The organism is Micromonospora sp. C97, assembly GCF_018070385.1.
Taxonomy (GTDB): Bacteria; Actinomycetota; Actinomycetes; order Mycobacteriales; family Micromonosporaceae; genus Micromonospora; species Micromonospora parva.
In genome coordinates this window covers 1-26,609 of the sequence record NZ_JAGPXU010000045.1, presented here as the reverse complement: position 1 = coordinate 26,609, position 26,609 = coordinate 1, and the positions used below count along the sequence as shown (strand labels likewise).

Sequence of the window (26,609 nt, the reverse complement as noted above, 5' to 3'; positions counted from 1 at the left end):
GGTTAGGGGGTGGGGTTTAGGGCTGCTTTTAGGGCTTGGGGGAGCGTGGGGTGCTGGTAGGGGTAGGCGGCTCGGGCTAGGACGCCGGGCAGGACGCGGGTGCTGGTGAGGGCCTCGTGGGCGAAACCGCCGAGGACCACCTTGAGCGCCAGCGCGGGGATCGGGATGATCGCCGGGCGGTGCAGCTGCCGGGCCAGTTCACGGGTGAACTCGGCGTTCGTCACCGGGTTCGGCCCCACCACGTTCACCGGGCCGGCGATGTCGTCGTGGTCGAGCAGGAAGCGGGTCGCGTCCAGCCAGTCGGCCATCGAGATCCACGGCAGCCACTGCCGGCCGCTGCCCAGCCGGCCGGCGATACCCAGCTTGAACGGCAGCAGTTGCGGCTTGAGCAGCCCGCCCTCGCGGTCCAGTGGCAGGCCGGTCCGCAGCCGCACCACGCGTACCCCGGCGTCCTCGGCCGGCCGGGTCGCGGCCTCCCACACCCGGCAGACGTCGGCCAGGAAGCCCTCGCCGGCCGGCGCGTCCTCCTCGACCGCCCGGTCGCCGGTGTTGCCGTACCAGCCCACGGCCGATGAGTTGAGCAGCACCCGGGGCCGGTCCGCGGTGGGCAGCCCGGCGATGGTGGTCGCCAGCGTGGTGGTGCTGTCCACCCGGCTGGTGCGGATCAACCGGCGGTAGTCGTCGTTCCAGCGCTTGTCGCCGACGCCCGCCCCGGCCAGGTTGACGACCGCGTCGGCCTCGGCGACGACTGCCGGGTCGAGCTGCCCGGCGGCGGGGTCCCACTGACGCTGCTGCGAGTCGCGCGGCGACCGACGGACCAGCCGGGTGATCTGGTGCCCGTCGGCGGTGAGCCGGTCGGCCAGCCGGGTGCCGAGGAAGCCGGACGCGCCGGCCAGAAGGATCCGCATACCCCCATCTTCGTCCAGAACGCCGCCGACGGATGCGCGGGGCGGCCGACGTCACCGGCTGTGGGACGGACCGGCGAGGAAATTTGCGGGACCCGCCATACGGCGCGGAGTACGCAGGTCAACGGGCCTCCCAGCGGCGAAAAAGGCTACCGCGCGTATTCGGTGATTGCCGCGTTTCCGCAGGTCGGAGCAAACGTGAACGCGGTGTTCGCGATTGCTTCCCGCATCGATATGGCTGACCATGAGCCATCCGGTAGCACCCCCGAAAGGCGGGGTCGGCTCACCGTGCCCACCGTCGGGCGATCCCTGAGGAGGAACCATGCCGATCCTGGTGAGCGGAGCGACCGGGACCGTCGGAGGCAGCCTGGTCCGGCAACTGGTGGCCGCCGGCCACGACGTACGCGCACTGACCCGCGACCCGGCGTCACCGGCGGCCGCCGCGCTGCCCAGCGGGGTGGAGGTGGTGGCCGGCGACTTCGCCAGGCCCGACACGCTGGCACCGGCGCTGCGCGGCGTGACGCGTATGCACCTGGTCGCGATGGATGGGTACGGGCCGCTGACCACCGGCGCGGAGATCCTGGAGCTGGCCCGGAAGGCTGGCGTCCGTCGGGTCACCCACCTCGGGCACAACGATCCGAGCCGGGCCGACGACGACCCGCTGGAGGCACCGCACCGGCCGCTGCACCGGGCGGTCGAGACCTCGGGTCTGGAGTGGACACACGTGTTTCCCGGCGAGTTCATGGCGAACACCAGGGAGTGGGCGCACACCATCCGGGCCGAGGGGGTGGTTCGGGCGCCCTTCGGTGACTGGAACAGCGCCCTGGTCCACGAGGCGGACATCGCCGCGGTCATCATGGCCGCGCTCACCGAGGACGGCCACGCCGGCCGGGTGTACCAGCCGACCGGGCCGGAGCCGGTCCGCCGCCGGGACGCGGTCCAGATGATCGGCGAGGCGATCGGCCGTCCGGTGCGGTTCGACGAGCTGACCCCGGAGCAGGCCCGGGACTACTGGAAGGACACCTATCCCGCGGAGGTCATCGAGTGGTTCCTGGAGATGGGCCGGTACGTTGACGGCAACGCCTGGGTCGCCCCGGACGTCGAGCAGGTGACCGGCCGCCCCGGGCGCACGTTCCGGCAGTGGGCCGCCGAGCACGCGGACGACTTCCGGTGACGGCACCCGGGGCGTGGACCGGCCCGGTGGTCAGGCCGCGGGGGCCGGGCGCAGGTCGGCGAGCAGTCGCTCCACCTCGGCGTACGACTCGGAGCTCAGCGGGCCCAGTTCCAGGGTGGCCAGGTTCTCGTCGGCCTGGGCCACCGTGCGTAGGCCGGGGATCGGCACGGTACGGGGGCTGCGCGCCAGCAGCCAACCGAGCGCGCCCTGCGCGAGGGTGCGCCCGTCGGCGGTGAGCGCCGCGCGGACCTCGTCGACCCGGGCCGCCCAGCGCGGCGTCGGCCGGCCGTCGGTGAACCACTCCAGCCATTCCGGTGCCCGTCCGCGCACGTCGTCCGTCCCGACCGCCCGGGTCGATCCGGTGAGCAGCCCCATCGCCAACGGCCCACGGTTGAGGCTGGCCAGGTCGTGTGTGTCGCAGACCGCCAGCACCGCCGCGTTGTCGCGCAGCACCGACTCGTCGTGCTGGATCGCGGCGCAGTGCGGGCCGGCAGCCGCGAACGCCTCCGCCGAGGCGGGGTCGTCGGTGCTCCAGCCGTACGCCCGGATCTTGCCCTGGTCGACCAGGCCCTCCAGGGTGTCGACCAGATCGAGCGCGGCGGGCACCGGCAGGTCGTTGAGGTGCAGTTGGTAGAGGTCCACGTAGTCGGTGCCGAGCCGGCGCAGCGAGTCGTCCAGGCTGCGCACCGCGAAGGCCGGGCTGGCGTCGGTGCCGAGCGCCCGCCGGGTGCTCTCCTCGCTGACGTTGCCGAACTTGGTGGCGATCACCACGCTGTCCCGTCGCCCGGCCACCGCTTGACCGAGGATCCGTTCGCTGTGTCCGGCGCCGTAGTTGCTGGCGGTGTCGAACAGGGTCACCCCGAGTTCGAGCGCCCGGTGGATGGTGCGGATCGACTCGGCGTCGTCCACTTCACCCCAGCCGAACGGCTGCCCGTCGTCACCCCAGAGCGGGCCGCCGATGGCCCAGCATCCCATTCCGATAGCGCTCACCGTGATGCCGCTGCGTCCCAGCGTCCGTGTCGTCGTCATGGCACCAGCCTCCAACCTGGAGCGCGCTCCAGGTCAAGCACTAGCATCTCGCGACATGAGCGGTTACGCCCCCTCGGAGGCCGCCCGCCGCAGCGGCTTCAGCCTGGACACCCTGCGGTACTACGAGAAGATCGGCCTGCTCGCCGACGTGGAGCGGACGGCGGGCGGGCAGCGGGTCTTCACCGACGACGATCTCGGCTGGTTGGAGCTGTTCCGGTGCCTGCGCGACACCGGGATGCCGATCGCGCAGATGCGCCGATACGCGCAACTGGCCCGCGACGGTGACCACACCGTCGACGAGCGCTGTGCACTGCTGCGAACCCACGCGGTGCGGGTCGAGGAGCAGATGGGCCTGCTCCAGCGCCAGTACGAGCATCTTCGGGAGAAGATCCGCTACTACGAGCGGCTGCCCGGCCCGCCGTCGACGTGACGGTGGCAGGGCCCGGCAGTCGCGCCGGTGTGGCGGCGTCCCGGGGTCGGTGACACCGCCACATCGGCGCTCCGGAGTCGATCACGGCTCAGCTGGGCGGCGCGGTCAGGCCGAGGAGTTCCTCGGCTGTCCCGGCTCGACCGGTGAGCGCGTTCAGGGCGGTGACCAGCCGCTTCTCCTCGTAGCGGAAGTGCGATTCGAGCAGGGCGGCCAACCCGTCCAGCTCACCGCGCACCTGCTCGACAGGCACCGCGTCGCCGCCGGCCAGTAACGCCTCGACCCGCTCCAGGATCCCGGCCACCACCTCGTGGTCGGTGATCAGGTTGTCGATGACCGGGCGCAGTTCGGGGACCTGCTCGGCCAGCAGCCGGAACGCGCCCGCGTCCTCGCCGGTGTGGTGTCGCCCGAGCGCGGCGCAGAAGGTCAGGCAGTGCGCCCGCAGGTGCCGTGACGGGGTGCCGAGGTCGGCCCTGAGCCGGGCCAGTTCCGCGCTGAGCCAGAGGTGGATCTCGATCATTTGATTGCCGACGGCGGCGAGCCGGTCGGCCGGTGAACCGTTTGGGTGCACGTGAGTCCCATGCTGTCCCCGCGCCTCCATGCCCACGGCGGCCTTCGTGCCGGGTGCACCGCGACGCTGCGCCGGAGTCTATCCCGATCGGACCGGCCGGCGGCGGCCCGCGCCGGGGAGCGGCAGTGGTCACGGAGTGGTCGGCTCGTCGGTCTCCCGGACGTCGTGCCAGCGCGCCCGCCAGCCGGCCTCGTGGGCCTCGTGACTGGTCCGTTCCTGGAAGACGGCGGCCCGCAACGCGTGCCGGGATTGGGACATGACCATCACCTCCACGGCCACCAGTGCCACGCAGATCACTGTCGCGAGGGTGAGCGCGCCCAGCGCTGGTAGGTGCTGGCCGACCGGGAGGGCCGCGCTGAGCACGAGGATGACGCCGATGCGGGTCCACGTGACGGTGTGCAGGGTGCGCAACTGAAAGAGCAGGTTGACGGCGAAGTAGCAGATCAGCCCGCCGAACAGCATCGGCACCGCCGGCCCCTCGACCTTCTCCGCGATCCCGCCGGCCGGGTTGGTGATCTTGTGGAGGATCTCCTCGTTGCCGATCGAGAAGAGGATCACCCCGGCGATCATCGGCAGGTAGAGGTACGCGTACGCGTCGCGGGCCATCGCCACCCGGGGGGCACCCTCCGCCGCGTGCAGGGCGATCCGGGCGGCCGGCCCGATGAAGTCGAAGTGCGCCCACCAGAGGGCGGCGGTGACCACGATGCCGAGCGCGGCGGCGGCCACCGCCGGCCAGGTGACCGGCTTGCCGAGCAGGTTGCCGCCCACCCCCGTAGAGATGATCGACTCGCCCAGCGCGATGATCAGGATGAGGTCGTAGCGTTCCGTCCAGTGCTCGGCGCTGGTCACCCCCCAGCCCCAGGTCCCGACGATGAAGCCGGTCGCGTACTGCACCACCACCACGGTGATCCACAGCCCGTCGCGGACCATGGCGGCCTGGTCGGGGTCGGTGATCTGCGGTGGGATGAGGGCGGCGGCCAGCAACAGCACGATGCTCACCGTCAGCTCCGGTGCGAACCGCCGCAGTTGCCGCCGCTCCTGTGGGCTGTCCCGCACCACATGCTGATAGAGGATCATGTGTACGGCCCGGACCACGACGTAGCTGATGGCCACCAGCATCGGGCCGGCGGCGCTCCCCTTCGGGTCGCTGAACGCCTGCGGAAGCGCCAGGGCGAACGCGAACAGGGCGACCATCGCGATCACCATGAGCACGGGGACGTAGCCCTCGCCGAGCCGGACCCGGGTGGCGACCAGGCTGTGCACCACCCAGATCCACCAGAGCACGGCGAGCACCAGGGCGGCGTGCAGCAGTTGCCGTCCGGAGATGTTCGCCGCGGTCGCCCGGGTGATGATGAAGAACGAGAAGACGAAGACCAGATCGAAGAAGACCTCGAACTTGTCCACCCGGGCCCCGGGAGCGATCGGCACGGCCGGTCCCAGCTGTCCACCCCGCCGGTAGCCGCCCACGTCCCAACTCTGGCAGCGTTCGGGCTGGTCGGAGGGTCGAACGGCGATGGCGACGGGTCCCGCGTTACCTCCGGCCCGGGTCGGGGAAACACCGGGACCGCGGCCTCCCGCAGCGGGCCGGCCGGTCCGCCCCACCCGGACAAGGATGGACAATGACGACGAACAATCCGATCAGCACTCCGTTCGCTCATCACTCCACGGCGATGGACGTGATCAAGGGCGTGGACCTCGTCGGGCGGCGGGCGGTCGTCACCGGCGGGTCCTCCGGCATCGGTGTGGAGACCGCCCGCGCCCTGGCCAGCGCCGGCGCCGAGGTCACCCTCGCGGTCCGCAACCCCGACGCCGGGCAGAAGGCCGCCGACGACATCACCGGCACCACCGGCAACGACCGGGTCCTGGTCGCCCCCCTCGACCTCGCCGACCAGGATTCGATCGCCGATTTCGTGGCCAACTGGGACGGCCCGCTGCACATCCTGGTCAACAACGCCGGCATCATGGCCGCACCCCTGTCCCGGACCCCGCAGGGCTGGGAGATGCAGTTCGCCACCAACCACCTGGGGCACTTCGCGCTCGCCACCGGGCTGCACCGGACCCTCGCGGCCGCCGACGGGGCCAGGATCGTCTCGGTCAGCTCCGCCGCCCACCTGCGCTCACCGGTGGTCTTCGACGACATCCAGTACGACAACCGGGAGTACGAGCCGTGGCAGGCGTACGGGCAGTCCAAGACGGCCAACGTGCTCTTCGCCGTGGAGGCGACCCGGCGCTGGTCCGACGACGGCATCTACACCAACTCGCTGATGCCCGGCGCGATCCAGACCAACCTGCAGCGCTACGTCAGCAAGGAGGAACTGGACCGGATGCGGGCGGGCAACGCGGCGGCCTGGAAAACCGTCGAACAGGGCGCCGCCACCTCGGTGCTGGTCGCCGCGTCACCGCTGCTCGACGAGGTGGGTGGGCGCTACTTCGAGGACTGTCAGCAGGCTGCCCCCGCCCAGCCCGGTGGGCGAACGGGCGTCGCCGAGTACGCGCTGGACCCGGAGGCCGCCGAGCGACTCTGGCAGGTCTCGACCGCCCTGCTCAAGGGCTGAGCAGCCCCACGCAAAGGGCGCCCCGGTCGACGACCGGGGCGCCCTTTCGGCGTTCAGGCGGATCAGGCCAGGCCCAGCTCCGACTCGAAGTTGCCGCCCTCCAGCCGCTCCTTGACCGCGGTCAGGAAGCGGGCCGCGTCGGCACCGTCGATCAGGCGGTGGTCGTACGACATGGCCAGGTAGACCATCGACCGGACCGCGATGACCTCGCCCAGCTCCGGGTCGTTGACCACGACCGGACGCTTCACCACGGCGCCCGTGCCGAGCATCGCCGACTGCGGCGACGGCACGATCGGCGTGTCGAAGAGCGCGCCCCGGCTGCCCGTGTTGGTCAGCGTGAAGGTCGCCCCGGCCATCTCGTCTGGGGTGATCTTGTTGTTCCGGGTGCGCTCGGCCAGGTCGGCGATCCGCTTGGCGATGCCGCCCATGTTGAGGTCACCGGCGTTGTGGATGACCGGCACGAGCAGCCCGCGCTCGGTGTCCACGGCGATGCCGAGGTGCTCCGCGGCCGGGTAGGTGATCGTGCCACCGTCCAGGTCCATGCTGGCCTGGATGATCGGGTGGGTCTGCAGCGCCTCGATGGCGGCGAGGGCGAAGAACGGCAGGAAGGACAGCTTCACGCCGTGCTTGGCCAGGAACGAGTCCTTGGCCTGGGCCCGCAGCTTGGCGACCTTGGTGACGTCGACCTCGACGACAGTGGTGAGCTGCGCCGTCTCGTGCAGCGACTGCTGCATGCGCTTGGCGATGGTCGCCCGGATCCGCGGGAGCTTCTCCGTGGTGCCCCGCTTCGCGCTGGGCTGCGGCTTGGCGGCCGGCTTCGGTGCGGGCGCCGACGGCGCGGCGGCCGGCTGTGCCGCCGGAGCCGGCGCGGCCTTGGCGGCCCTGGCCTTCTCGGCCGCGTCGAGGACGTCCTGCTTGCGGATCCGGCCACCCACGCCGGTGCCGTTCAGTGCGGCCAGGTCGACGCCGTGCTCGCTGGCGAGCTTGCGCACCAGCGGAGTCACGTACCCGGCGGCCTCCTCGCCGCCACCCGGCGCCGGGGCGGACGGACGCGGCGGCGTCGAGGTGGCAGCGGCCGGCTGCGCGGCCTGCTCGGTCTTGGCCGGCTGCGCCGAGCTCTCGGTCTCCGCGGCGGGCTCGTTGTACGACATGCCGGGGGTCGGCTCCTCGACCTTCGGCTCCGGCTTCGGCTCGGCCTTCGGCGCCGGCTTGGCCTCCGCCTTCGGCTCGGGCTTCGGCTCCGGCTTGGCCTGGGCGGGGGCTCCGCCGGCGGCACCGATGATCGCCAGGTCGGCGCCAACCGCTGCGGTCTCGTCCTCGGCGACCTTGATCTCCAGCACCGTGCCGGCGACCGGCGACGGGATCTCGGTGTCCACCTTGTCGGTGGAGACCTCCAGCAGCGGCTCGTCGACCTCGATGGTCTCGCCGACCTGCTTGAGCCAGCGGGTGACAGTACCCTCGGTGACGCTCTCACCCAGGGCCGGCATCTTCACCGGGGTGCCCTCGCCCGACGAGGCGGCGGCCGGAGCCGGCTCCTCGGCCGGGGCCTCGTCCTGGGCGACCTCGTCGGCGGTGCCCTCGGCGGCGGCCGTCGGCTCGGCGGCCGGCTCGACCGCCTCGGCCGGGGCCTGCTCCTGCCCGGCGGTCTCGCCACCGCCGGTCGATTCGCCCTCACCGGCGATGACGGCCAGCTCGCTGCCGACCTCGGCGGTCTCGTCCTCGCCGACCACGATCCGGCTCAGCACGCCCGCAGCGGGCGACGGGATCTCGGTGTCGACCTTGTCGGTCGAGACCTCGAGCAGGGGCTCGTCAACCTCGACCGTGTCGCCCTCCTGCTTGAGCCAGCGAGTGACGGTGCCCTCGGTGACGCTCTCGCCGAGCCGGGGCATGGTGACCGATACCGGCATTTTCTGAGACTCCTTCATTCCCCTGGTGGGATCTTCGCCCGTCGCCGGACGCCGCGGTTTGGATGATCAGGCGTGCGAGTGCAGCGGCTTGCCGGCGAGGGCCAGGTGCGCCTCGCCCAACGCCTCGTTCTGGGTCGGGTGGGCGTGCACGAGCTGGGCGACCTCCGCCGGGTACGCCTCCCAGTTGTAGATGAGCTGCGCCTCACCGATCAGCTCACCCACCCGGGCGCCAACCATGTGGACGCCGACCACCGGGCCGTCGTTGACCCGGACCAGCTTCACGAAACCGGTGGTCTTGAGGATCTGGCTCTTGCCGTTGCCGCCCAGGTTGAAGTTGAGGGCGGTGACCTTGTCGGCGCCGTACTGCTCCTTGGCCTTCGCCTCGGTCAGGCCGACCGACGCCAGCTCCGGGTCGCAGTAGGTGACGCGCGGGATGCCGGCCTCGTCGATCACGGCCGGGGTCTGCCCGGCGATCTCCTCGGCCACGAAGATGCCCTGCTGGAAGCCGCGGTGGGCGAGCTGGAGGCCGGGCACGATGTCGCCGACCGCGTAGACGTTCGGCACGCTGGTACGCAGCCGCTCGTCGGTCAGCACGTAGCCGCGGTCCATCTTGACGCCCTGCTCCTCGTACCCGAGGTTGGCGGTGTTCGGGCCGCGACCGACGGCGACCAGCAGCAGCTCGGCCTCGACGGTCTCGCCGCCCTGGATGGTCAGCTTGACGCCGTTGTCGGTCTTCTCGACCTTCTCGAACGGCTTGCCGACCTTGAAGTTGATCTTACGCTTGCGGAACGCCCGCTCCAGCGCCTTCGACGACTCCTCGTCCTCGGCGGCGACCAGCCGGGGCAGCGCCTCGACGATCGTCACGTCCACACCGAAGGACTTCCACACGCTGGCGAACTCGACGCCGATCACGCCGCCACCGAGCACGATCACCGACGACGGCACCCGGTCCATCGTGAGCGCGTGGTCGCTGGTGATGATCCGCTCGCCGTCGACCTCCAGGCCGGGCAGGCTCTTGGCGTACGAGCCGGAGGCCAGGACGATGTTGCGGCCGGTGTAGCGCTTGCCGTCCACCTCGACGACGTTCTTGCCGACCAGCTTGCCCTCGCCGGCGACGAAGGTGATGTTCTTCGAGCCGCCCACCAGGCCCTGCAGGCCCTTGTAGAGGCGGGAGATCACGCCGTCCTTGTACGAGTTCACGCCGGCCATGTCGATGCCGATCAGCTCGGCCTTGACGCCGAACTGCTCCGACTCGCGGGCCTGGTCGGCGATCTCCGCCGCGTGCAGCAGGGCCTTCGTCGGGATGCAGCCGTTGTGCAGGCAGGTCCCGCCGAGCTTGCCCTTCTCGATCAGGGCGACGGAGAGGTCAAGCTGGGCGGCGCGCAGGGCCGTCGCGTAGCCGCCGCTGCCACCTCCGAGAATGACGATGTCGAAGGTCGCTTCGTTCGGCTCGCTCACGTCCAACTCCCAGGTCGCGTCGCTGCATCGGGGGTCACAGGGGTGTAACACGGACACACCCCACCTCGGTCATCTTGTCACCACTGAGCACAGGGTGCGTACTGAGGTGCCCAACGACACGTCATCGACACGTACCCTTGGCACCGTTGTCGATGACGCACGGTGGGGGAGAGATCCGGTGGGGTTGTTCCGGCGCCGCAAACAGGCGGCTGTGCCGAGCCGTGACCGTGCCGCCGATCGTGGCGATCTGGACCATCTGGAGAACTTCATCCGGAGTCGGCGCGGCGTCGAGGCGTTCATCGAGCCGCGGACGACGGTGACGGAGACCACCGTCATCCTGATCGCCGACGACGGGGAGTGGACCCGCCGCCGGATCGACGGGCCGGACGGGGCGCGACGCTTCGCGTACCGGATGGGCATCCCGGTGTACGACGTCCGGCTGATGGGCTACCCGCAGCGGATGCGCGACTTCAACGAGCGCCGCAAACGCCGCCCCGAGCGGTACTGAGAAGGGGCCCCCGGCGTCGACCGGAGGCCCCCTCGATGTCCGTCGCGTCAGCCGTTGGCGGCGACGTCCTCGACGAGCTGCACCAGGGTGCGGACCGGAACGCCGGTGCCGCCCTTGGTCCAGTAGCCGGTCGGCTCGCCCGAGTGGTAGCCCGGCCCGGCGATGTCGATGTGCGCCCAGGCCACGTCGTCGGCCACGAACTCACGCAGGAACACGCCGCCCTGCAGCATGTGACCGGCCCGGTCCATGCCGGCGTTGACCTGCGAGATGTCCGCCACGTCCGACTCCATGCCCTTACGGACGTCGTCGGGCAGCGGCATCGGCCAGGCCGGCTCGCCGACGGCGTCGCCGGCCACCTTCACCCGGTCGCACAGCTCCGGGGTGCCCATCACGCCGGCCACCCGCTTGCCCAGCGCGATGACCTGGCCGCCGGTCAGGGTGGACGTCTCGAACAGGTAGTCGGTGCCGTCGGCGCAGGCGCGGGCGATGGCGTCGCCCAGGATCATCCGGCCCTCGGCGTCGGTGTTGAGCACCTCGACCCGCTTGCCGTTGAACATGGTGATCACGTCACCCGGGCGGTAGCTGGTGCCCGAGGGCATGTTCTCCGCCATCGGCAGGTACGCGCTGACCGCCACCGACGGCTTCAGCGCGGCGATCGCCAGCATGGTCGCGCCCACCGCGGCGGCGCCCGCCATGTCGGACTTCATCTCCCACATGCCCTGCGCCGGCTTGATCGAGATGCCGCCGGTGTCGAAGGTGATGCCCTTGCCGACCAGCGCGACCCGCTTGCCGTTGCCGCCGCCCTGCGGGGTGTAGGTCAGCTTCACCAGCCGCGGCGGGGCCTCCGAGCCCTGCCCGACCGCGACGATGCCGCCGTACCCGCCGGCGGCCAGCGCCGCCTCGTCCAGCACCTCGACGTCGAGACCCGCCTCGCGCGCCGAGCTCGCCACCGCGTCGGCGAACGACGGCGGACGCAGCTGGTTCGGCGCGGTGTTCACCCAGTCCCGGCTGAGCCGGACCGCGCCCGCCACCGCCTGCGCCCGGGCGACCTCCGCCTGGGCGTTCGCGTCGCCGGCGTCCGGCACCGCGATGAGCACCTCGGCCACCGGCTCCCGCCGGGTCGGCTGGGGCCGGGTCTTGTACCCGGCGAACCGGTACCCACCCAGCAACGCCCCCTCGGCGACCGCCCGCAGCTCGGCCGACGCGTCCGCGTCATCCGGCAGCGGCAGCGCGAGCGCGACAGTGCGCGCGCCGGCCAGGGCCCGGATCGCGGCACCGGCGGCCCGGCGCAGCGTCTCCGGGGCCGGTGCGGCGCCCGACGGCTCCGGGCCGAGCCCGACCGCGGTGACCAGCGGGGCGGTCACGGTGCCCAGGGTGGCCAGCTTGATGACCTCACCCGGCCCGCCGGTCGCGCCGAGCAGCGCGAGCGTCTCGGTCAGCTTGCCGTCGAACGCGGCCGCGATGCTCTCCGCGCCGCTGGCGAGCAGCAGGGTGCCGGCGAGGCCGCTGGTGGCGCCCTGCTCTCCGGTCTGGCTGTGCACGCCGATCACGATCGCGTCGACGGCGAGCTCGGCCGGGTCGGTGTCGACCAGGCTCAGGTTGGTGGTGCGGGGTGAAGTCACTGAAGCTACTCCGGGCGGGCCGGGCCGGTCGCGGCGTCGCGTACCAGCGGTGAAGGTCTCCGGCGGAACCTACCTGCCGGACGTCATGGCTGTCCCGCCGACGGCGCCAGCGGGCTCCCGCCGATGCTAACCAGCGGCGTTGCCCCCGGTAAGTTGCCACCCATGACCGACGTGACCTCCGACGCCGCCGCGACCCGGCTGCGCCGTTCCCCGCTGCACGAGCGGCACACCGCCGCCGGAGCCAAGTTCGCCCCCTTCGGGGGCTGGGAGATGCCGCTGGAGTACGCCGGCGGGGGAGTGCTCAAGGAGCACACCGCTGTGCGTACGGCGGTCGGGGTCTTCGACGTGTCGCACCTGGGCAAGGCCCGGGTGAGCGGCCCCGGCGCGGCCGACTTCGTCAACTCCTGCCTCAGCAACGACCTGGGCCGGATCGGCCCGGGCCGGGCGCAGTACACGCTCTGCTGCGACGACGCCACCGGCGGCGTGGTGGACGACATCATCGCCTACCTCTACGCCGACGACCACGTCTTCCTCATCCCGAACGCGGCGAACACCGCCGAGGTGGTACGCCGGTTGCGCGCCGCCGCGCCCGCGCAGGTGACAGTCACCGACGAGCACGAGGCGTACGCGGTGCTGGCCGTGCAGGGCCCCCGCTCGGCCGAGTTGCTGGCCGCCCTGGACCTGCCCACCGAGCACGGGTACATGAGCTTCTCCGCCGCGAGCCTGGCCGGGGTGGAGCTGACCGTCTGCCGTACCGGCTACACGGGCGAGTTGGGCTACGAGCTGGTGGTGCCGGCGGAGCACGCGGTAGCGGTCTGGGACGCGCTCTTCGCTGTCGGCGCGACGTTCGGGCTGCGCGCCTGCGGGCTGGCCGCCCGGGACACGCTGCGCACCGAGATGGGTTACCCGCTGCACGGGCAGGACCTCTCCTTGGACATCAGCCCGGTGCAGGCCCGCTCCGGCTGGGCGGTCGGTTGGGACAAGCCGGCCTTCTGGGGCCGCGACGCGCTGCTCGCCGAGCGGGCCGCCGGCCCCCGGCGGACGCTGCGCGGCCTGGTGGCCGTGGACCGGGCCATCCCGCGCCCCGGCATGACCCTGCACGTGGGTGACGTCCAGGTCGGCACCGTGACCAGCGGCACCTTCAGCCCGACGAGGAAGCAGGGCATCGCCCTGGCCCTGCTCGACACCGACGCCAACCTCGCGGACGGTGCCGAAGTCGAGATCGACATCCGAGGCCGCCGAGCCCCCCTGACCCTGACCAAACCCCCCTTCGTAACCCCCTCAGTGAAGTAACCCCCACCCGCCTTCAGCGTTGATCATGAGGTTGACGGGCCATTTGGAGATCAACGGCCCCGTCAACCTCATGATCAACGCCGATTCGGCGGGGGTGGGAGGGGGCGGGGGTTAGGGGGTTTGGGGTTTGGGGGGTTCGCCGGAGTCCAGGACTGCCTGGGTCCAGCCGCCTTCGATGACGCCTGTCGCGTCCAGGACGGCCCAGTCGACCACGTCGGAGGTCTCCACCACGACCGGGGCTCCGATGCGGACGCTCTGGTCGGTGTTGGCGTCGCTGGCGCTCACGCCCACGATCCGCTCGGGGACCTCCCACGAGGTGACGCCCGCCCAGACGTACTCCGGGCCGTCGTCCCCGGGCAGGCCGTACTTCACCACCAGCTGCGACTCGGTGGGGAACCGACCGGCGACGAACCGGGCTCGCGCGTCACCGAGCGCGGCCCGGGCGGTGGCGACCGCACGGCTCATCGCGTCACCGGAGCGTGCGTAGCGCACGTCCGGCTGGATGCCGGAGAACAGCGTGGCGCAGGCGGCGGCGTAGTACCGCCCGTCCGGGCCGGGATGCCCGGCCGGCGGGCGCAGGCTGAGGAACGAGTCGGCCTCCGGGTCGGTCGCCGGGTCCAGTTCGAGGCGGAGCAGCACCGGGGCGGTGGCACCGTGCTGCTCCGGATTGCCGTACGCCACGGCGATGTCGTGCCCGGTGACCGTCGCCAGCACCGGCAGCTGCACGAACGCCGGCACCTCCTCGCCGGTGAGCCCGTCGGTCCAGTCCCGCAGCAGCCGGCGGGCCGCCCCGGTCATCACCGCACCCCAGGCGCGGGTGAGGTGGTCGGGCACCCCCTGGGTCTGCAACTCCAGCAGGCCGAAGCGGCGCAACCCCTTCGTGGTGAACCACAGGCCCTCGGTGTCCGAGGAGTACGGCACCAGCACCCAGTCGACGAGCCGGATGCGGCCCTGCTCGTCCGGGAGGGACCGCAGCGCGGTCGCCGGGTCGAGGAACTGCAGACCGAAGACGTCCACCACGTCGCTGTCGACGGATTCGGCCACGGCCGCCGCGACCGCCCGGGCGGCCCACTCGTGTGCCGGCGGCCAGCCGGGCCGGTACTCGGCCTGGACGACCACCAGGTGCGTCGCCGCCGCCAGCCGGGCCAACTGCTCCTCGGTGGCGCCGAACGCGGTGAGCAGGTCCGGCGGCAGCTCCGGGAACTCGCTGATCGGCCGGGTGTCGACGCTCATCAGCGGACTGTCGAGCATCTGCCGGGCCAGCCCGTGCACCGGCTCGGCGAGCCGGCCGGTCAGGGCCGCCACCGCGGTCTTCGCACTGACCTTCGGCAGCCCCGTCATCGGCACCAGGTAGGTCGCGCTGAGCGACTCCGGCACCGGTACGGGCAGGAAGTCGTCAGTGATGAGCATGGTGGGATCCCCCGGTGGCCGTGCCGGTGTTGTCGAGGCGAACGCTACCCGGCTCGCCGTGCCCGGTTCAGCCGGACAGCACCAGACCCAGGTAGACCAGCGTGGTGACCACCTCGACGGTCGCGCCGAGGACGTCGCCGGTGATGCCGCCGAGCCGGCGTACCACGTGGGTGAGCAACGCCAGCGCGACGGCGATCGCGGCGACGACGGCCAGCGGCCCCTGCCACGGACGGCCCGGCACCGCGGGCACCGCCAGCAGCACGACGGCGACCGCGCCGGCGGCCACTGCCACCGGGCCGACAGTGCCGGCGACCAGCGCGCCCAGCCCGTCGGGCCGGGCCGCCGGAACCCCTCGCCGGCAGGCCACCGTGACACCGAACCGCCCGGCCGCGGTCGCCGCGACCACCGCCGCGAGCGCCGCCGGCCAGGACCGGCCCGCCAGGTCGGCGAGCGCCGCCGCCTGCACCAGGAGTACGACCACCAGGGCGACCACCCCGAACGGGCCGACGTCCGGCTTCTTCATGATCTCCAGGGCGGCCGCGCCGCGCCGGTACGAGCCGAGCGCGTCCACGGTGTCGGCCAGCCCGTCCAGGTGCAGCCCTCGGGTGAGCAGCGCGGCGACGCCGACGGTGACACCTGCCGCCACCAGCGGGGGAGCGAGCGCGCCGGCCAGCAGCAGCACACCGGCCAGCAGGACGCCGAGCAGCGCGCCGACCACCGGGGCGAGGGTCATCGCGGTGCCGGCGACCGGGCGATCGATGTGCCCGGCCCGCACCGGCAGCGTGGTGAACGTGGTGACTGCCAGCCGGGCTCCCGCGAGCAGTCGCGGCTCAGCCGGCACGCAGGCCCGACGCTGGCTGCTCGTCCGTCCCGGTGCTGGCCGGGCCCGGCCCGGCCGGCACCGGCTCGGCGAAGTCGGGCTCGGTGACGTCCGGCTCGGTGAGGTCCGGGTCGGCGTAGCTCGGGTCGGTGGACTCCGGCTCGTCCCCGCCCGGGTCGGTGTCGTCACCGCCAGCCAGCGACGGGTGCACCGGCAGCGCGGCGGCCAGCGCCAGCACCGAGCGCAACAGCGGCAGCGCGACCAGCGCGTTCGCGCCCTCGCCGAGATCCAGCCGCAGGTCGAGCAGCGGGGTGAGGCCCAGCACGTCGGCGGCGAGCCGCACGGCCGGGTGCCCGCCGTGGTCGGCCAGCAGGCACCAGTGCCGGGCCTGCCCGGCCAGGTCCCGGCTCACCATGCCGGCGGCCAACCCGACCGGCCCGTCGAGCAGCACCGGCACCCGGCGGGCGGTGGCGCCGAGCAGCACGCCGGTGGCCACCGCCACGTCGCCGCCGCCCAGCTCGGCGAGGATGTCCTTGGCGCCACGTGACGAGCGGCGGGTGCGGTGCAGCGCGTCGCGGACCGCCGCGCAGCGGGTCATCCACGCCGCGTCGTCGATCTCGCCGGAGTCGGTGATCACCCGGCCCAGCACGGCGGGCGGCTCCGCGCCCGCGGTCGCCGCGAGCACCGCCGCGGCCGCCGCCTCGGTGCCGGCGCCGCACGCCCCGAGCACCAGCAGCTGTACGCCGGCGTCGGCGGCCTGTTCGGCCAACCGCCAGCCGTAGCGCAGCGCGGACTCCACCTGCTCCGGCGTGAGGGCCGGCTGGTCCTCGATCGGCGCGGCAGCCGGGGTGTCCACCACCTGCAGACTGGCGCCGCTCTCGGCGGCCAGCCGGGCCAACGCGCCCTGGCCGGCGCGGGCCTGCGCGGCGCGGCGCGCCGACTCACCGGCGACGGTGCCGGCCGACGCCCCACCGGCGTGGTCGCCGTGCAGCAGCAGCACCCGCACCGAGCCCCAGGCGGCTGGCGTGGAGGTGCCCTGGGTGGCGGCGGCGAAGCCCACCACCCGGTCCAGCACGCCCAGCCCGGCGCCCGGTACGTCCAGGGTGGCCAGCCGGTCCACCGCCTGCGGGCCCGCGTACTCGTCGGGCATCGGCAGTTCCATGCCGGGCTGGATGACCAGCCCGGTGGCCACCATCGGCAGCGCCATTGTCGGTGCGGCCCACGCGTCGCCCGGTTCCGGCGTCGGGGTGGCCGGCGGCGTGTGGGTCAGCACGTCGGGCAGCTGCACCTCGGGGGTCGGCTCGGTGTCGGCCAGGCTCGCCGCGCCCGGCTCGGTGCCGGCGGCCGTCGCCATGGTCACGGTGGCGGCCGGTTCGGTGGCGGGGGCGGCCGGTTCGGTCGCGGCGGCCACCGACTTGAGCCAGACCGGCTGGCCGGCGACGACGAGCACGACCGCGTCGCAGGCATCGGCGACCGCGCGGTTGGCCGCGCCCAACGCGTCGGTGAACGCCCGGCCCAGCGGGGTGGTCGGCACCAGCGACAGCCCCACCTCGGGGCTCACCAGCACCACCCGGGCGGCGCACCCACGGATCGCCTCGGCCAGCTCGGCGATCGTCGCCACGTCGTCGGCGGGTTGGTGGTCGGGGTCGAGCAGCACCGTCACCCAGCCGCCGAGGTCGTCGACGAGCACCGTCTCGTTGGTCTCGGCGGACGCCAGCACGTCGGCCAGCCGGCGCGGGTCCTCGGTGGTCTCCTCGGTGGTCCAGCTGCCCGGCCGACGGGCGCGGTGCGCCGCCAGCCGGGTCGCCCACTCGGTGTCCTCCGGGTCGCCCTCGGGCGCGGTGGCGACGTAGCGGACCACCGGCGCGTCGGTGACCAGGGACTCGGCGAACTCGGACTTGCCGGACCGGATACCGCCGAGCACCAGGACCGTGTTCCACCCGTCTACGGACATGCCCGTACCTTAAGGCCGCCCGGGCTCGCGGTGCCTGCCGGCCCGGTGCTCGCCGTCGTTCAGTCGCAGTGTTCGAACCCGCTGCCGTAGCTGACCCCGCCGGTGGAGCCGCCCCACTTGACGCACGTCCCGGCGGCGCTGGCCCGCACCGGCCCGGCGTAGTAGTCGAAGGACCCGCTGTCGGTGCTGCGGGCCCGACCCTGCACCTCCAGGTACGCCGAGGCCGCCGACTTCGCGCCGACCGCGGTGTCCTTGAGGGTGACCACGCAGTTGGTGCCGGTGCCCGCGTGGTACAGCAGGAAGACCCGACCCTTGCGCTGCCCGTCGCCGCCGGTCAGCGTCGCCGAGTCGATCACCTGGTAGCCGCTGCCGCACGCCTGGGCGGCGGTGTACGGGTTGGGTCGGCTGGACGGAGTGCGGCTGGGCGTGGGTCGGCTGCTGGCGGTGGCGGTCGGCGGGTCGCCCGGCATCGGGGTGCGGGCGGGGTTGCCGCTGGTCGACGCGTCGACGGGGGAGCCGGACGGGCCGGCCGTCGCGGTGCGGCTGGCGCTCGGCGTCGTGCTGGGCCGAGGCCCGCTGGTCGTCGCGTCTCCGGGCGGCAGCGGAGCGTCGGCGACCGTCGCCGATTCGCCGGCCAGCGCGGGTGGCTGATCCGTTGAACCCGACTTCGCTTCGGGTCGAAGCGCCACCACGGCCACCGCGACGACGAGCGCGACGAGAGCGACAGCACCTGCCCCGACCAGCAGCGGACGACGGCGGCCCGATGGCCCGCTCCCGAGCGCGTCCTCCCGGGTCGGCTTCGGCTCGGTCGTCGCTTCGCTCGCCGGTGGGCGTAGAGCGGCGGGCCCTGCCGACACCGACCCGGCGGGCGGCGTCGCCGCGACCGACGGTGCGGAAGCCAGGCCGGCTGGCGGAAGGGGAGTCGGGCCGGCCGGCGGAACGGAAGTCGGGACGGCGGAGGCCGCGACGCCCGGGGTCGGAGCGGCCAGCGCCCACGGTGGGCGGGCAGAGACCGGGATGCTCGCCAGGGTGGCGTCGCGGGCATCGGCGGCGGCAGCGGCCAACTCAGCGGCGCTGCCGAACCGGTCCTCCGGACGCTTGGCCAGCGCGCGGGCCACCACGGCGGCGACCGCCGGCGGAGTGTCCGCCGGTAGCGCCGCCGGGTCCTCCTGGGCGTGCCGCAGCGCCACCGCGAGGGGATTGTCACCGTGGAAGGGCGGCTGCCCGGCAAGGCAGAAGTACGCCACAGCGCCGAGCGCGTAGACGTCGGTGGCGGCCGAGACGGGCTGCCCGGTGGCCTGCTCGGGGGACATGTACGAGGCGGTGCCGAGCACCATGTTCGCGGCGGTGAGCCCGGCCATGTGCCGGGACCGGGCGATGCCGAAGTCGACGAGCACCACGGTGCCGTCGGCCTTGACCAGCAGGTTGCCCGGCTTCACATCCCGGTGCACGATGCCGGCGAGGTGGGCGGTGTGCAGCGCGTCCGCGGCCTGGGCCAGCACCGACATGGTGGTGGCCGGATCCAGCCGCCCCACCGCGCGCACCCGGGCGGACAACGGCTCGCCCTCGACGTACTCCATCACCAGGTAGTCGACCTGGCTGCCGTCGTCGAGCACCGCCTGCCCCACGTCGTGCACCGGGACCACGCCCGGGTGCCGCAGCGCGGCGAGCATCCGCGCCTCGGCCCGGAACCGGGTGGTGAACTCCGGATCGGCGACCAGCGACGGCAGCAGCACCTTCACCGCGACCTCGCGTTCCAGCAACACGTCCGTGCCGCGCCAGACCGCGCCCATCCCACCTGTCGCCACCCGCTCGCCCAGCCGGTACCGGTCGCCGAGCAGCACTCCCCGCGTCAACACCGAGCCACCGTACCGGCCGGCGTCAATCGGATTGATCCACCCCGTGGGTTCCCTGCCGGGGCGAGCGAGCGGCCGTTGCGCGCCGGGCCGACTACGCTGGCGGGGGTTCGTCCCACGGGGACTTCAGCGGCGAGGGGAGACGCGGCATGGCGTGGAGCTGGCGGTACGAGGGCACTGACGGTCAGACGGTCGAGGGGCCGGCGGAGTCGTTCGGCAGCCAGGCCGACGCCGAATCCTGGATCGGTCAGACCTGGCGGGAGCTCGCGGCGTCCGGCGTCACCTCGGTCGCGCTCGTGGAGGACGACCGGGTGGAGTACCGGATGAGCCTGCTGCCCACGGCCGAGTGATGGCCTACGACCGCCCGGGCGGCGACGGGCTGGTCCTCGGCGTGCCCCGGGCGGCGTTCCGGCCCAGCCCGGTCTTCCTCGGCCTGGTCGCCCTCTTCGCGGTCAGCGGGGTGCTGACCTGGAACGGGTACGGCAACGTCCGGTTCAACGTGTTCCTCTTCGTGGTGTCCGGCTGGCTGGTGTCGCTCTGCCTGCACGAGTACGCCCACGCGGTGGTGGCCTACCGGGCCGGCGACCGGGACATCGCCCATCGCGGCTACCTGACGCTCAACCCGTTCAAGTACACCCACCCGTTGCTGTCGATCGTGTTGCCGGTGGTGGTCGTGCTGCTCGGCGGCATCGGCCTGCCGGGTGGCGCGGTCTGGGTGGACCGGCACGCCATCCCGGGCCGACTGCGGCACACCCTGGTCAGCCTCGCCGGCCCGGCGACGAACGTGCTGTTCACGCTGGTGTTGGTGGTGGCGGTGCAACTCGGCACCCGGTCGGGTGGCCCGGTGGAGTTCTGGGCCGGGGTGGCGCTGCTCGCCTTCCTCCAGCTCACCGCCAGTGTGCTGAACCTGCTGCCGGTGCCCGGCCTGGACGGCGGCAACATGCTCCAGCCGTGGCTCAACCCGCAGTGGCGCAAGATGTACGACCTGTTCGCGCCGTACGGCTTCATCCTGCTCTTCGCGCTGCTGTGGAACCCGCGCATCGGCGGGTGGTTCTTCGACGCGGTCTTCGCGGTCGGTGACCTGCTCGGTCTGCCCTCGTGGCTCTACGCCACCGGCCTGGAGCTGATCCGCTTCTGGCAGAGCTGAGCGGGCCCGGTGACGGGCGGAGCTGAGCGGGCCCGGTGACGGGCGGAGCGCAGCGGGCCCGGCCCGGTCGGCGTGGAGGTTCGCGCCGGCCGGGCCGGAACGGCGTCAGGGACGCTTCGCGGGGGACTCGGTCTTCGCCGGGTTCCGCTCGACGATCGGAGCGATAGCGTCGTCGATCGCCGTGAGCAGGTCGGCGTCGAGCTTCACCCCGGCCGCCTTCACGTTGTCGTGCACCTGGTCGGGGCGAGACGCGCCGATGATCGCCGACGAGACGTTCGGGTTCTGCAGCACCCACGCCACGGCGAGCTGGGCCATGCTGAGCCCGGCCTGCTCGGCGAGCGGCTTGAGCTGCTGGACCCGGGTCAGCACGTCGTCGTTCATGAACCGGGAGATGAACCCCGCACCCGACTTCTCGTCGGTGGCGCGGGAACCGGCCGGCGGCGGCTGGCCCGGCAGGTACTTGCCGGAGAGCACGCCCTGCGCGATCGGCGACCAGACGATCTGCCCGATGCCCAGTTCCTCGCTGGCCGGCACGACCTCGGCCTCGATGACCCGCCAGAGCATCGAATACTGGGGCTGGTTGGAGACCAGCGGGATGTGCAGCTCCCGGGCGAGCGGGTGGGCGGCGCGCAGCTGGTCGGCGCTCCACTCGGAGACGCCGATGTAGTGCGCCTTGCCGGAGTGGACGACGTCCGCGAACGCCTCCATCGTCTCTTCCAACGGGGTGCTGTAGTCGTAGCGGTGGGCCTGGTAGAGGTCCACGTAGTCGGTGCGCAGTCGGCGCAGCGAGCCGTTGATCGACTCGATGATGTGCTTGCGGGACAGTCCACGGTTGTTGCGGCTGGGCCCGGTCGGCCAGTAGACCTTGGTGAAGATCTCCAGGCTTTCCCGGCGCTCGTTCTGCAACGCCCGGCCGAGCACGTCCTCGGCCCGCCCCCCGGCGTACCCGTCGGCGGTGTCGAACGTGGTGATCCCCGAGTCGAGGGCGGCCCGGACGCACGCGAACGCCGCGTCCTCCTCGACCTGCGAACCGTGGGTGATCCAGTTGCCGTACGAGATCTCGCTGACCATCAGGCCGGAACGGCCCAGGTGTCGGAATTCCATGTACCGACCCTAGCCCTAGTGGATCATCATTGGCGACCGATGACTCAGAGCACCGGATTGGCGTCGGTGAGTAGTCGGTCGATCTCCTCCAGCACCTCGGCGCGATCGCCGTGCACCGGGTCGATGAGCGGCACGCCGCGCCGGTCCAGCGCGCCCCACCGCCCGTTGCCACTCTCGATCAGGAACGCCACCGGGTGGATGACCAGCATCGGGTGCGCTGGCGGGACCAGCACCGTGCCGGTGCGGTCCACCACACCCCGCCGGCCCGCCACGTCGACCACGGCCAGCCCCTCATCGGTGAAACCGTCGACCTGCCGGCCGTCGGCCAACTCGGTGACGAAGCCGTGGTAGCGGGTGGGCACGACGATCCGGCCGGTCCGGTCGACCGCCCCCCACCCCTCGCGCCGCACCGCGGCCAGCCCACGCCGGAATGGTCTTACCTCGGCGAAGTTGGGTGCGACCTGCACCGCCCCGGTCGCGTCGATCGCCGTCCAACCGCCCTCGCCGACCACCCAGGCCAGGCCGTCGCTGAACGGATGCGCGGCCCGGAAGGACGGCGGGATCACCGTCGTACCGAGCAGGTTGATCAATGACCAGCGGTCGCTGTCCGGTCGGCGGACCCAGGCCAACCCGTCGTGGAAGGGCTGCGCCTCGGCGTACCGGGCGGGAATGACCACCTCGCCGTCCTGGCTGGTGTAACCCCACAGCTGCCCGTCCCGGTCCGGCAACGGGGGCCGGTCCCGGTCGAGGACCTCGTCCCGACCCCGGGGGTACGGCCCGAAGCCATCAGCCTCGGCCCGGACGGTGACCGCGTCGAGGGCCACCCGGACCCGCTCCAGCAGTTCGGCGTCGCCGGCCCCACGCAGGTCCAGCGCCTTCTCGAAGTGCTCGCACGCCTCCATGAGCCGCCCCTGGTCGTAACACGACCGCCCGGCGTGCTCGTGCAGCGCGGCCCGCAACCGGTCAGGCAACTCGACCGAGTTGGCCTGGGCGAAGAGCTGGTCCGCCTCGGGGAAGTCGCCGCGCCAGCGCAACACGTGGGCCAGCCGGGCCTGGGCCAGCGCGGTCCGGCGCAGCTCGCCGGTGGCCTCGGCGTAGGTGAGGGCGAGCCGGCCGTCGGCCAGCGCGTCGTCCAGCTCGCCGAGAATCCGCGAGGCCACCGCCCGCAGGCTGAGCAGCCGGGCCCGGGCGCGGTTGTCGACCGCCGAGCCCAACTTCTCGGTCAGCCGTCGCCGAATGGCCCGCAGGTCGTCCGGCTCGGTCAGTTCCTCGCGCAGGGTCACCGGATCCAGCCGCCAGCGGTACGCGGCCAGCACCTGCTCCGGGTCGCCCGGGTCGGCCAGCGACGGGCGGGTCACCACCGGCGGTGCCTCGGCAGGCGGCGCGGACACCGGCACGTTCTCCCCGTCCGCGCCGCTCCTCGGGCCGGGTACGGCCGGGGCCGGTGGCCCGGACGTCGGCTTTACCGACGCGGGTGGTCCGGACGTCGGCTTTACCGACGCTGGTGGCTCGGAGACGGGCGTTGTGGCTGGTGGCGCGGAGACGGGTGCCGCCGAGACGGGCGCCGGCGGTGCGGACACGGACGCCGCCGGGGCGGGTGGTGCGGACACGGGTGTTGGTGGTGCGGATACCGGCGCTGCGGAGTGGGGCTCTGGCGGCGTGGGTGGCGCGGAGACGGGCGCTGTGCCGAGGGGTGGCGCGGAAACGGGTTCCTGTGGCGCGGCGGACGCTGGGGGTGCGGAGACGGGTGTTGGTGGTGCGGATACCGGCGCTACGGAGTAGGGCTCTGGCGGCGTGGGCGGCGCGGAGACGGGCGCTGTGCCGAGGGGTGGCGCGGAAACGGGTTCCTGTGGCGCGGCGGGCGCTGGGGGCGCGGAGACGGGTGCTGCCGGCGCTGCCGATACCGGCGGTGCCGGGGGAGCGGACACCGGCGTGATCGAGACGGGCGGTGCCGAGACGGGTGGTGCCGAGAACGGCGGTGCCGAGACGGGCGGGTTCGGGTCGTTCGCAGCCGTCACGGGCGGCGCGGCTTCCGCCGGCCACTCGTCGACGTACGGGCCTCCCTCCGGGCTCGCGCTCGGAGCGTCGACAGCGTCGGTCGGCTCGTCGGGTGGCGCGAGTTCGTCCGTCGGGTGGTACTCGACCGGGTTGGCGTCCTCATTGGGTGAAGCGGTGTAGGCCTGCTCGTCGACGTCGGGTTCGGCTGCGAGGTCGCGTTCGTCCTGCTGGTGGGGGATCGCGAGCAGCGGTGCGCCGGAGACGGGTTGGTCGTCGTCCACAGGTGCCGTGTCGAACGCGGGCTGCGGGTCGTCGTCCAGGTCGTCCAGCCAGCGCCGGGGAGCACCGGAGACCGGGGCAGCGGGCGGCGCGGAGACGGGGGCGAAGGCGTCGTCTGGTGTCGACCCGCTGGCGTCGGTCACGTCCAGGTGGGTGTCAGCCGTCGGCGTCGACGCCTCCGTGTCCGACGCGGCCGCTGTCGTGAAGAGGTCGGGGCTGCCGGCCGTCGACTCATCGTCGGTCGGGTCGTACTGCCGCTCGTCGGTCGTCGACGCACCCGGCGAGGAATCGGCGGGCTGAGCCGGGCTGAACCACGCGTCCGGCCCACGGACGCTCGCGACGTCGTCCGGTTCGCGAACGGGCGTGACCGGTTCTTCCGAGGGTGGCGGGGGTACGTAGCGGCGCGGCGTACCAGGGGCCGGCGGAAGCACCGGCGCGACGTCCATCGCCGGCGGCTGCGGGACAGTGCCGTCCGGGGACGCTGCCGGACCAGGAGCAGGCGCCACCGGCGTGGGGTCGTCCGGGCGCGGGGTGGGTCGGGTCGCTGGTGACGCCGGTGCCTGCCAGGTGGGCGGCGGGGCGACCGACGGGCGTGCGTCCGCCACCGGAGCCACCCGCTCCGGCGGGTACGAGCGCTGCGGAGCGTCCGGCCGCTGCGGCGGGTACGGGTGTTGCGGCGCGGCTGGGTGTTGCGGCGCGGCCGGTCGATCGGCGGAGTGCTGCCGCTCCGTGGACGGCGAACGGTCCGGCGTGACCGGGCGGCGGTCGGTTGGCGGGTTGCCGAACAGCGGGTCGCCGACCCGACGGTGATCCGGTCCCGGCTCCTCGCCGCGCCGCTGGTCCACCGGGCGGTCCCCGGTGTCCGGGCCGGGGTAACGCGGCGGCGGGGTGTGACGCGCCCCGGCCGTCGACGGCGGTTCGGTCAGCGGTCGGCGTGTGGGTGCTGGCGGGCCATCGGACCGCTCGTCTGCGCCGGGCGGCTCCACCGGCGCGGACAGGTACTCCAGCCGCAGGCGGGCGGCGGGCGGTCCCGAGACGGGCAGGTCGGCGGCGGGCGACACCGGAGCTGCGGACACCGGGCCCGGCGACACCGGGGCTGCGGACACCGGTCGCTCCGGGCCGGGGGGCGCGGGGGCGACGGGTGCCGGCGACACCGGCCGGTCCGGGAAGACGGGGGAGACCGGGGCGGCCGACACCGGCCGGTTCCAACCCGAGGGCGCGGGGGAGACGGGTGCCGGCGAGACCGGCCGGTCCGATCCGGGGGACACGGGTGCCTGCGATGCCGGCCGGTCCCAGCCGGGCGAGACAGGTGCCGGCGAGACCGGCCGGTCCCAACCGGGGGACACGGGTGCCGGCGAGACCGGTCGCTCCGGCGAGGCCGGTGGGACCGGCATGGCGCGGCCGGCCGTGGGTGGCGCAGTCGCGGCCGGACGTACCCCTCGCTCGTCGGGCCGCGCCGGGGCGGCCGCCGGTCGCTCGTCGGGCCGTACCGGTCGGTCGTCGGGCCGGGACGGCGTGGCCGGCGGCCGTTCGGGCCGGGCGGTCGGCCGCGACGCGACGCCCGGGTCGGCGCCACGGTACGGGTCCGTGGTGCGGTACGGCTCCGGGCCACGGTGCGGCTCGGTGCGGTGCGGGTCTGAAGTGCGGTGCGGGTCTGAAGTGCGGTGCGGGTCTGCGGTGCGGGGCGGCTCGGGGCGGTGGCCCGGCTCGCGGGCCCGGTCCGGGCTGCGGTCCTGGCGCACCGGACCCGGCGGTGGCCAGGGCAGACTGTCGCCCGACCGTTTGCCCGGCTGTGGCCGGGGCTCGCGGTACGCGTCCTCACGAGGCGCGTTCTCGCGGTACCCGTTCTCGGGGTACGCGTCCGGGCGGGCCTGTTCGCGGGGTCGCCGGTCCGGGTACGCCTCGGCGCGTGCTGCCGCCTCACGGGGCTGCTGCCAGTGCGGGTCGGTGTCGGGGCGACGCCGGTCGTCGTCGAGGCGGGACTGGCCGGGCAGGTCCGCCTCGGGTCGACGCCGTCGTCCGCCGTTGGCTGCGGGAGCTGCGCCCATCCCCTCGTCCGCGCGGTAGCGCGAGTCGGTCCCCTCGTCCGGGCGGTAGCGCGAGTCTGGGCGGCGCAGGTCTTCGGCGGCCCGGTCCGGGTACCCGTCGGCGCGGTAGCGGGGGCGGCCGTCAACGGGTGCCCACGGGTCGACAGCGTCGGCGCTGCGGCCGTCATGGTCACGGGTGGGTCGGACGCCGTACCCGTCGCCGGGGTGTCGTTCGTAGCCGGCCGCCGGTCGCTCCGGTGTGCCGCGTCGACGTGGCGCGTCGTCCGGCTCGGGCACCCAGCCGGGTTCGGGCCGGGGCGCGGGGGAGACCGGCGGTGTGCCCCGATAGCCACGGTCCCGCTCGGTGGGCTCCTGCCGGGGGCGGCGGCTGTCGTACCGCTCCGGGGTGGGCTGGTCGCGGTGCCAGGCGGCTTCCCGCGCGGGTCCCCGTTCGTCGGCGGGGCGCCGGTCCGACCAGGCGGTGCGCCGGTCCGACTCGGGGGAGCGGCGTTCCTCGCGGCGGGGTGGCTCGGGCAGCGGTCGACGGTACGGCTCGTGGTCGTAG

19 protein-coding genes and 1 pseudogene are annotated in these 26,609 nt (G+C 73.5%); 7 read left to right on the top strand and 13 right to left on the bottom strand.

What is annotated here, in order from left to right; all coding sequences use genetic code 11:
- Positions 1 to 2 precede the first annotated feature (2 nt).
- Positions 3 to 908 (bottom strand): TIGR01777 family oxidoreductase, encoded by a 906-nt coding sequence (locus tag KBX26_RS31365; protein ID WP_030337994.1) that lies wholly within the window; start codon positions 906 to 908, stop codon positions 3 to 5.
- Between the two features lie 319 nt (positions 909 to 1,227).
- On the opposite strand from KBX26_RS31365, the gene KBX26_RS31360 reads away from it, so the two are divergent.
- Positions 1,228 to 2,079, top strand: coding sequence for an NAD(P)H-binding protein (locus KBX26_RS31360; RefSeq protein WP_030337993.1), 852 nt, complete (start codon positions 1,228 to 1,230; stop codon positions 2,077 to 2,079).
- A gap of 30 nt (positions 2,080 to 2,109) precedes the next feature.
- Here the strand turns inward: KBX26_RS31360 and KBX26_RS31355 are convergent, their stop codons facing one another.
- Positions 2,110 to 3,108, bottom strand: coding sequence for an aldo/keto reductase (locus KBX26_RS31355; protein WP_030337992.1), 999 nt, complete (start codon positions 3,106 to 3,108; stop codon positions 2,110 to 2,112).
- Between the two features lie 55 nt (positions 3,109 to 3,163).
- Between KBX26_RS31355 and KBX26_RS31350 the strand changes: the two genes are divergently transcribed.
- Positions 3,164 to 3,538: a MerR family transcriptional regulator gene (locus KBX26_RS31350; RefSeq protein WP_210867064.1), complete on the top strand. Its 375-nt coding sequence runs from the start codon at positions 3,164 to 3,166 to the stop codon at positions 3,536 to 3,538.
- Between the two features lie 88 nt (positions 3,539 to 3,626).
- Here KBX26_RS31350 and KBX26_RS31345 read toward each other — a convergent pair whose 3' ends face one another.
- Together KBX26_RS31345 and KBX26_RS31340 are read right to left on the bottom strand one after the other, a co-directional pair.
- Positions 3,627 to 4,106, bottom strand: a complete 480-nt coding sequence (locus KBX26_RS31345; RefSeq protein ID WP_030337990.1) for a hemerythrin domain-containing protein — start codon at positions 4,104 to 4,106, stop codon at positions 3,627 to 3,629.
- 129 nt (positions 4,107 to 4,235) lie between these two features.
- Complete coding sequence (locus KBX26_RS31340; protein ID WP_210867063.1) at positions 4,236 to 5,573, bottom strand: low temperature requirement protein A; 1,338 nt, start codon at positions 5,571 to 5,573, stop codon at positions 4,236 to 4,238.
- Positions 5,574 to 5,725: 152 nt separating this feature from the next.
- Between KBX26_RS31340 and KBX26_RS31335 the strand changes: the two genes are divergently transcribed.
- Positions 5,726 to 6,661 (top strand): SDR family NAD(P)-dependent oxidoreductase, encoded by a 936-nt coding sequence (locus KBX26_RS31335; protein ID WP_030337988.1) that lies wholly within the window; start codon positions 5,726 to 5,728, stop codon positions 6,659 to 6,661.
- A gap of 62 nt (positions 6,662 to 6,723) precedes the next feature.
- On the opposite strand, the gene sucB is transcribed toward KBX26_RS31335, so the two are convergent.
- Both sucB and lpdA read right to left on the bottom strand, forming a co-directional pair.
- Positions 6,724 to 8,568: a 2-oxoglutarate dehydrogenase, E2 component, dihydrolipoamide succinyltransferase gene (sucB, locus tag KBX26_RS31330; RefSeq protein ID WP_210867062.1), complete on the bottom strand. Its 1,845-nt coding sequence runs from the start codon at positions 8,566 to 8,568 to the stop codon at positions 6,724 to 6,726.
- Between the two features lie 66 nt (positions 8,569 to 8,634).
- Positions 8,635 to 10,026 (bottom strand): dihydrolipoyl dehydrogenase, encoded by a 1,392-nt coding sequence (gene lpdA, locus KBX26_RS31325; protein WP_036412749.1) that lies wholly within the window; start codon positions 10,024 to 10,026, stop codon positions 8,635 to 8,637.
- Positions 10,027 to 10,204: 178 nt separating this feature from the next.
- On the opposite strand from lpdA, the gene KBX26_RS31320 reads away from it, so the two are divergent.
- On the top strand, positions 10,205 to 10,534 hold the full coding sequence (locus KBX26_RS31320) for a hypothetical protein (protein ID WP_030337985.1): 330 nt from the start codon (positions 10,205 to 10,207) through the stop codon (positions 10,532 to 10,534).
- Positions 10,535 to 10,581: 47 nt separating this feature from the next.
- On the opposite strand, the gene KBX26_RS31315 is transcribed toward KBX26_RS31320, so the two are convergent.
- On the bottom strand, positions 10,582 to 12,156 hold the full coding sequence (locus tag KBX26_RS31315; protein ID WP_210867061.1) for a leucyl aminopeptidase: 1,575 nt from the start codon (positions 12,154 to 12,156) through the stop codon (positions 10,582 to 10,584).
- Positions 12,157 to 12,318: 162 nt separating this feature from the next.
- On the opposite strand from KBX26_RS31315, the gene gcvT reads away from it, so the two are divergent.
- Positions 12,319 to 13,449: a glycine cleavage system aminomethyltransferase GcvT gene (gene gcvT, locus KBX26_RS31310; protein WP_030337983.1), complete on the top strand. Its 1,131-nt coding sequence runs from the start codon at positions 12,319 to 12,321 to the stop codon at positions 13,447 to 13,449.
- A 111-nt stretch (positions 13,450 to 13,560) separates the two neighbouring features.
- Here gcvT and KBX26_RS31305 read toward each other — a convergent pair whose 3' ends face one another.
- The 4 genes and pseudogenes from KBX26_RS31305 to KBX26_RS31290 all read right to left on the bottom strand — a co-directional run.
- Positions 13,561 to 14,859, bottom strand: a complete 1,299-nt coding sequence (locus KBX26_RS31305) for a DUF2314 domain-containing protein (protein WP_030337982.1) — start codon at positions 14,857 to 14,859, stop codon at positions 13,561 to 13,563.
- A 67-nt stretch (positions 14,860 to 14,926) separates the two neighbouring features.
- Positions 14,927 to 15,700: an adenosylcobinamide-GDP ribazoletransferase gene (gene cobS, locus KBX26_RS31300; RefSeq protein WP_210867060.1), complete on the bottom strand. Its 774-nt coding sequence runs from the start codon at positions 15,698 to 15,700 to the stop codon at positions 14,927 to 14,929.
- Positions 15,690 to 17,633 (bottom strand): bifunctional adenosylcobinamide kinase/adenosylcobinamide-phosphate guanylyltransferase, encoded by a 1,944-nt coding sequence (locus KBX26_RS31295; RefSeq protein WP_210867059.1) that lies wholly within the window; start codon positions 17,631 to 17,633, stop codon positions 15,690 to 15,692. Before KBX26_RS31295 ends, cobS begins: the two co-directional genes overlap by 11 nt.
- Before the next feature lie 386 nt (positions 17,634 to 18,019).
- Positions 18,020 to 19,492: pseudogene (locus KBX26_RS31290) on the bottom strand (protein kinase); the annotation flags it as partial.
- Positions 19,493 to 19,638: 146 nt separating this feature from the next.
- Between KBX26_RS31290 and KBX26_RS31285 the strand changes: the two are divergent.
- Positions 19,639 to 19,839, top strand: coding sequence for a hypothetical protein (locus tag KBX26_RS31285; protein ID WP_030337978.1), 201 nt, complete (start codon positions 19,639 to 19,641; stop codon positions 19,837 to 19,839).
- On the top strand, positions 19,839 to 20,636 hold the full coding sequence (locus KBX26_RS31280) for a site-2 protease family protein (protein ID WP_030337977.1): 798 nt from the start codon (positions 19,839 to 19,841) through the stop codon (positions 20,634 to 20,636). Before KBX26_RS31285 ends, KBX26_RS31280 begins: the two co-directional genes overlap by 1 nt.
- Positions 20,637 to 20,741: 105 nt before the next feature.
- On the opposite strand, the gene KBX26_RS31275 is transcribed toward KBX26_RS31280, so the two are convergent.
- The gene (locus KBX26_RS31275; protein WP_030337976.1) at positions 20,742 to 21,740 is read right to left on the bottom strand and encodes an aldo/keto reductase family protein; all 999 of its coding nucleotides are present in this window, start codon (positions 21,738 to 21,740) and stop codon (positions 20,742 to 20,744) included.
- A gap of 44 nt (positions 21,741 to 21,784) precedes the next feature.
- Positions 21,785 to 25,411, bottom strand: a complete 3,627-nt coding sequence (locus KBX26_RS32630) for a WG repeat-containing protein (RefSeq protein ID WP_374224346.1) — start codon at positions 25,409 to 25,411, stop codon at positions 21,785 to 21,787.
- Positions 25,412 to 26,609: the final 1,198 nt, after the last annotated feature.

Bases quoted from the DNA above. Each gene is read 5' to 3' on its own strand.
- KBX26_RS31285 (WP_030337978.1), top strand. From the start codon at position 19,639: ATGGCGTGGAGCTGGCGGTACGAGGGCACTGACGGTCAGACGGTCGAG.
- KBX26_RS31305 (WP_030337982.1), bottom strand. From the start codon at position 14,859: ATGCTCATCACTGACGACTTCCTGCCCGTACCGGTGCCGGAGTCGCTC.
- KBX26_RS31295 (WP_210867059.1), bottom strand. From the start codon at position 17,633: ATGTCCGTAGACGGGTGGAACACGGTCCTGGTGCTCGGCGGTATCCGG.
- KBX26_RS31365 (WP_030337994.1), bottom strand. From the start codon at position 908: ATGCGGATCCTTCTGGCCGGCGCGTCCGGCTTCCTCGGCACCCGGCTG.
- KBX26_RS31335 (WP_030337988.1), top strand. From the start codon at position 5,726: ATGACGACGAACAATCCGATCAGCACTCCGTTCGCTCATCACTCCACG.
- KBX26_RS31360 (WP_030337993.1), top strand. From the start codon at position 1,228: ATGCCGATCCTGGTGAGCGGAGCGACCGGGACCGTCGGAGGCAGCCTG.
- sucB (WP_210867062.1), bottom strand. From the start codon at position 8,568: ATGCCGGTATCGGTCACCATGCCCCGGCTCGGCGAGAGCGTCACCGAG.
- gcvT (WP_030337983.1), top strand. From the start codon at position 12,319: ATGACCGACGTGACCTCCGACGCCGCCGCGACCCGGCTGCGCCGTTCC.
- KBX26_RS31350 (WP_210867064.1), top strand. From the start codon at position 3,164: ATGAGCGGTTACGCCCCCTCGGAGGCCGCCCGCCGCAGCGGCTTCAGC.
- KBX26_RS31355 (WP_030337992.1), bottom strand. From the start codon at position 3,108: ATGACGACGACACGGACGCTGGGACGCAGCGGCATCACGGTGAGCGCT.
- KBX26_RS32630 (WP_374224346.1), bottom strand. From the start codon at position 25,411: ATGCCGGTCCCACCGGCCTCGCCGGAGCGACCGGTCTCGCCGGCACCC.
- KBX26_RS31275 (WP_030337976.1), bottom strand. From the start codon at position 21,740: ATGGAATTCCGACACCTGGGCCGTTCCGGCCTGATGGTCAGCGAGATC.
- KBX26_RS31280 (WP_030337977.1), top strand. From the start codon at position 19,839: ATGGCCTACGACCGCCCGGGCGGCGACGGGCTGGTCCTCGGCGTGCCC.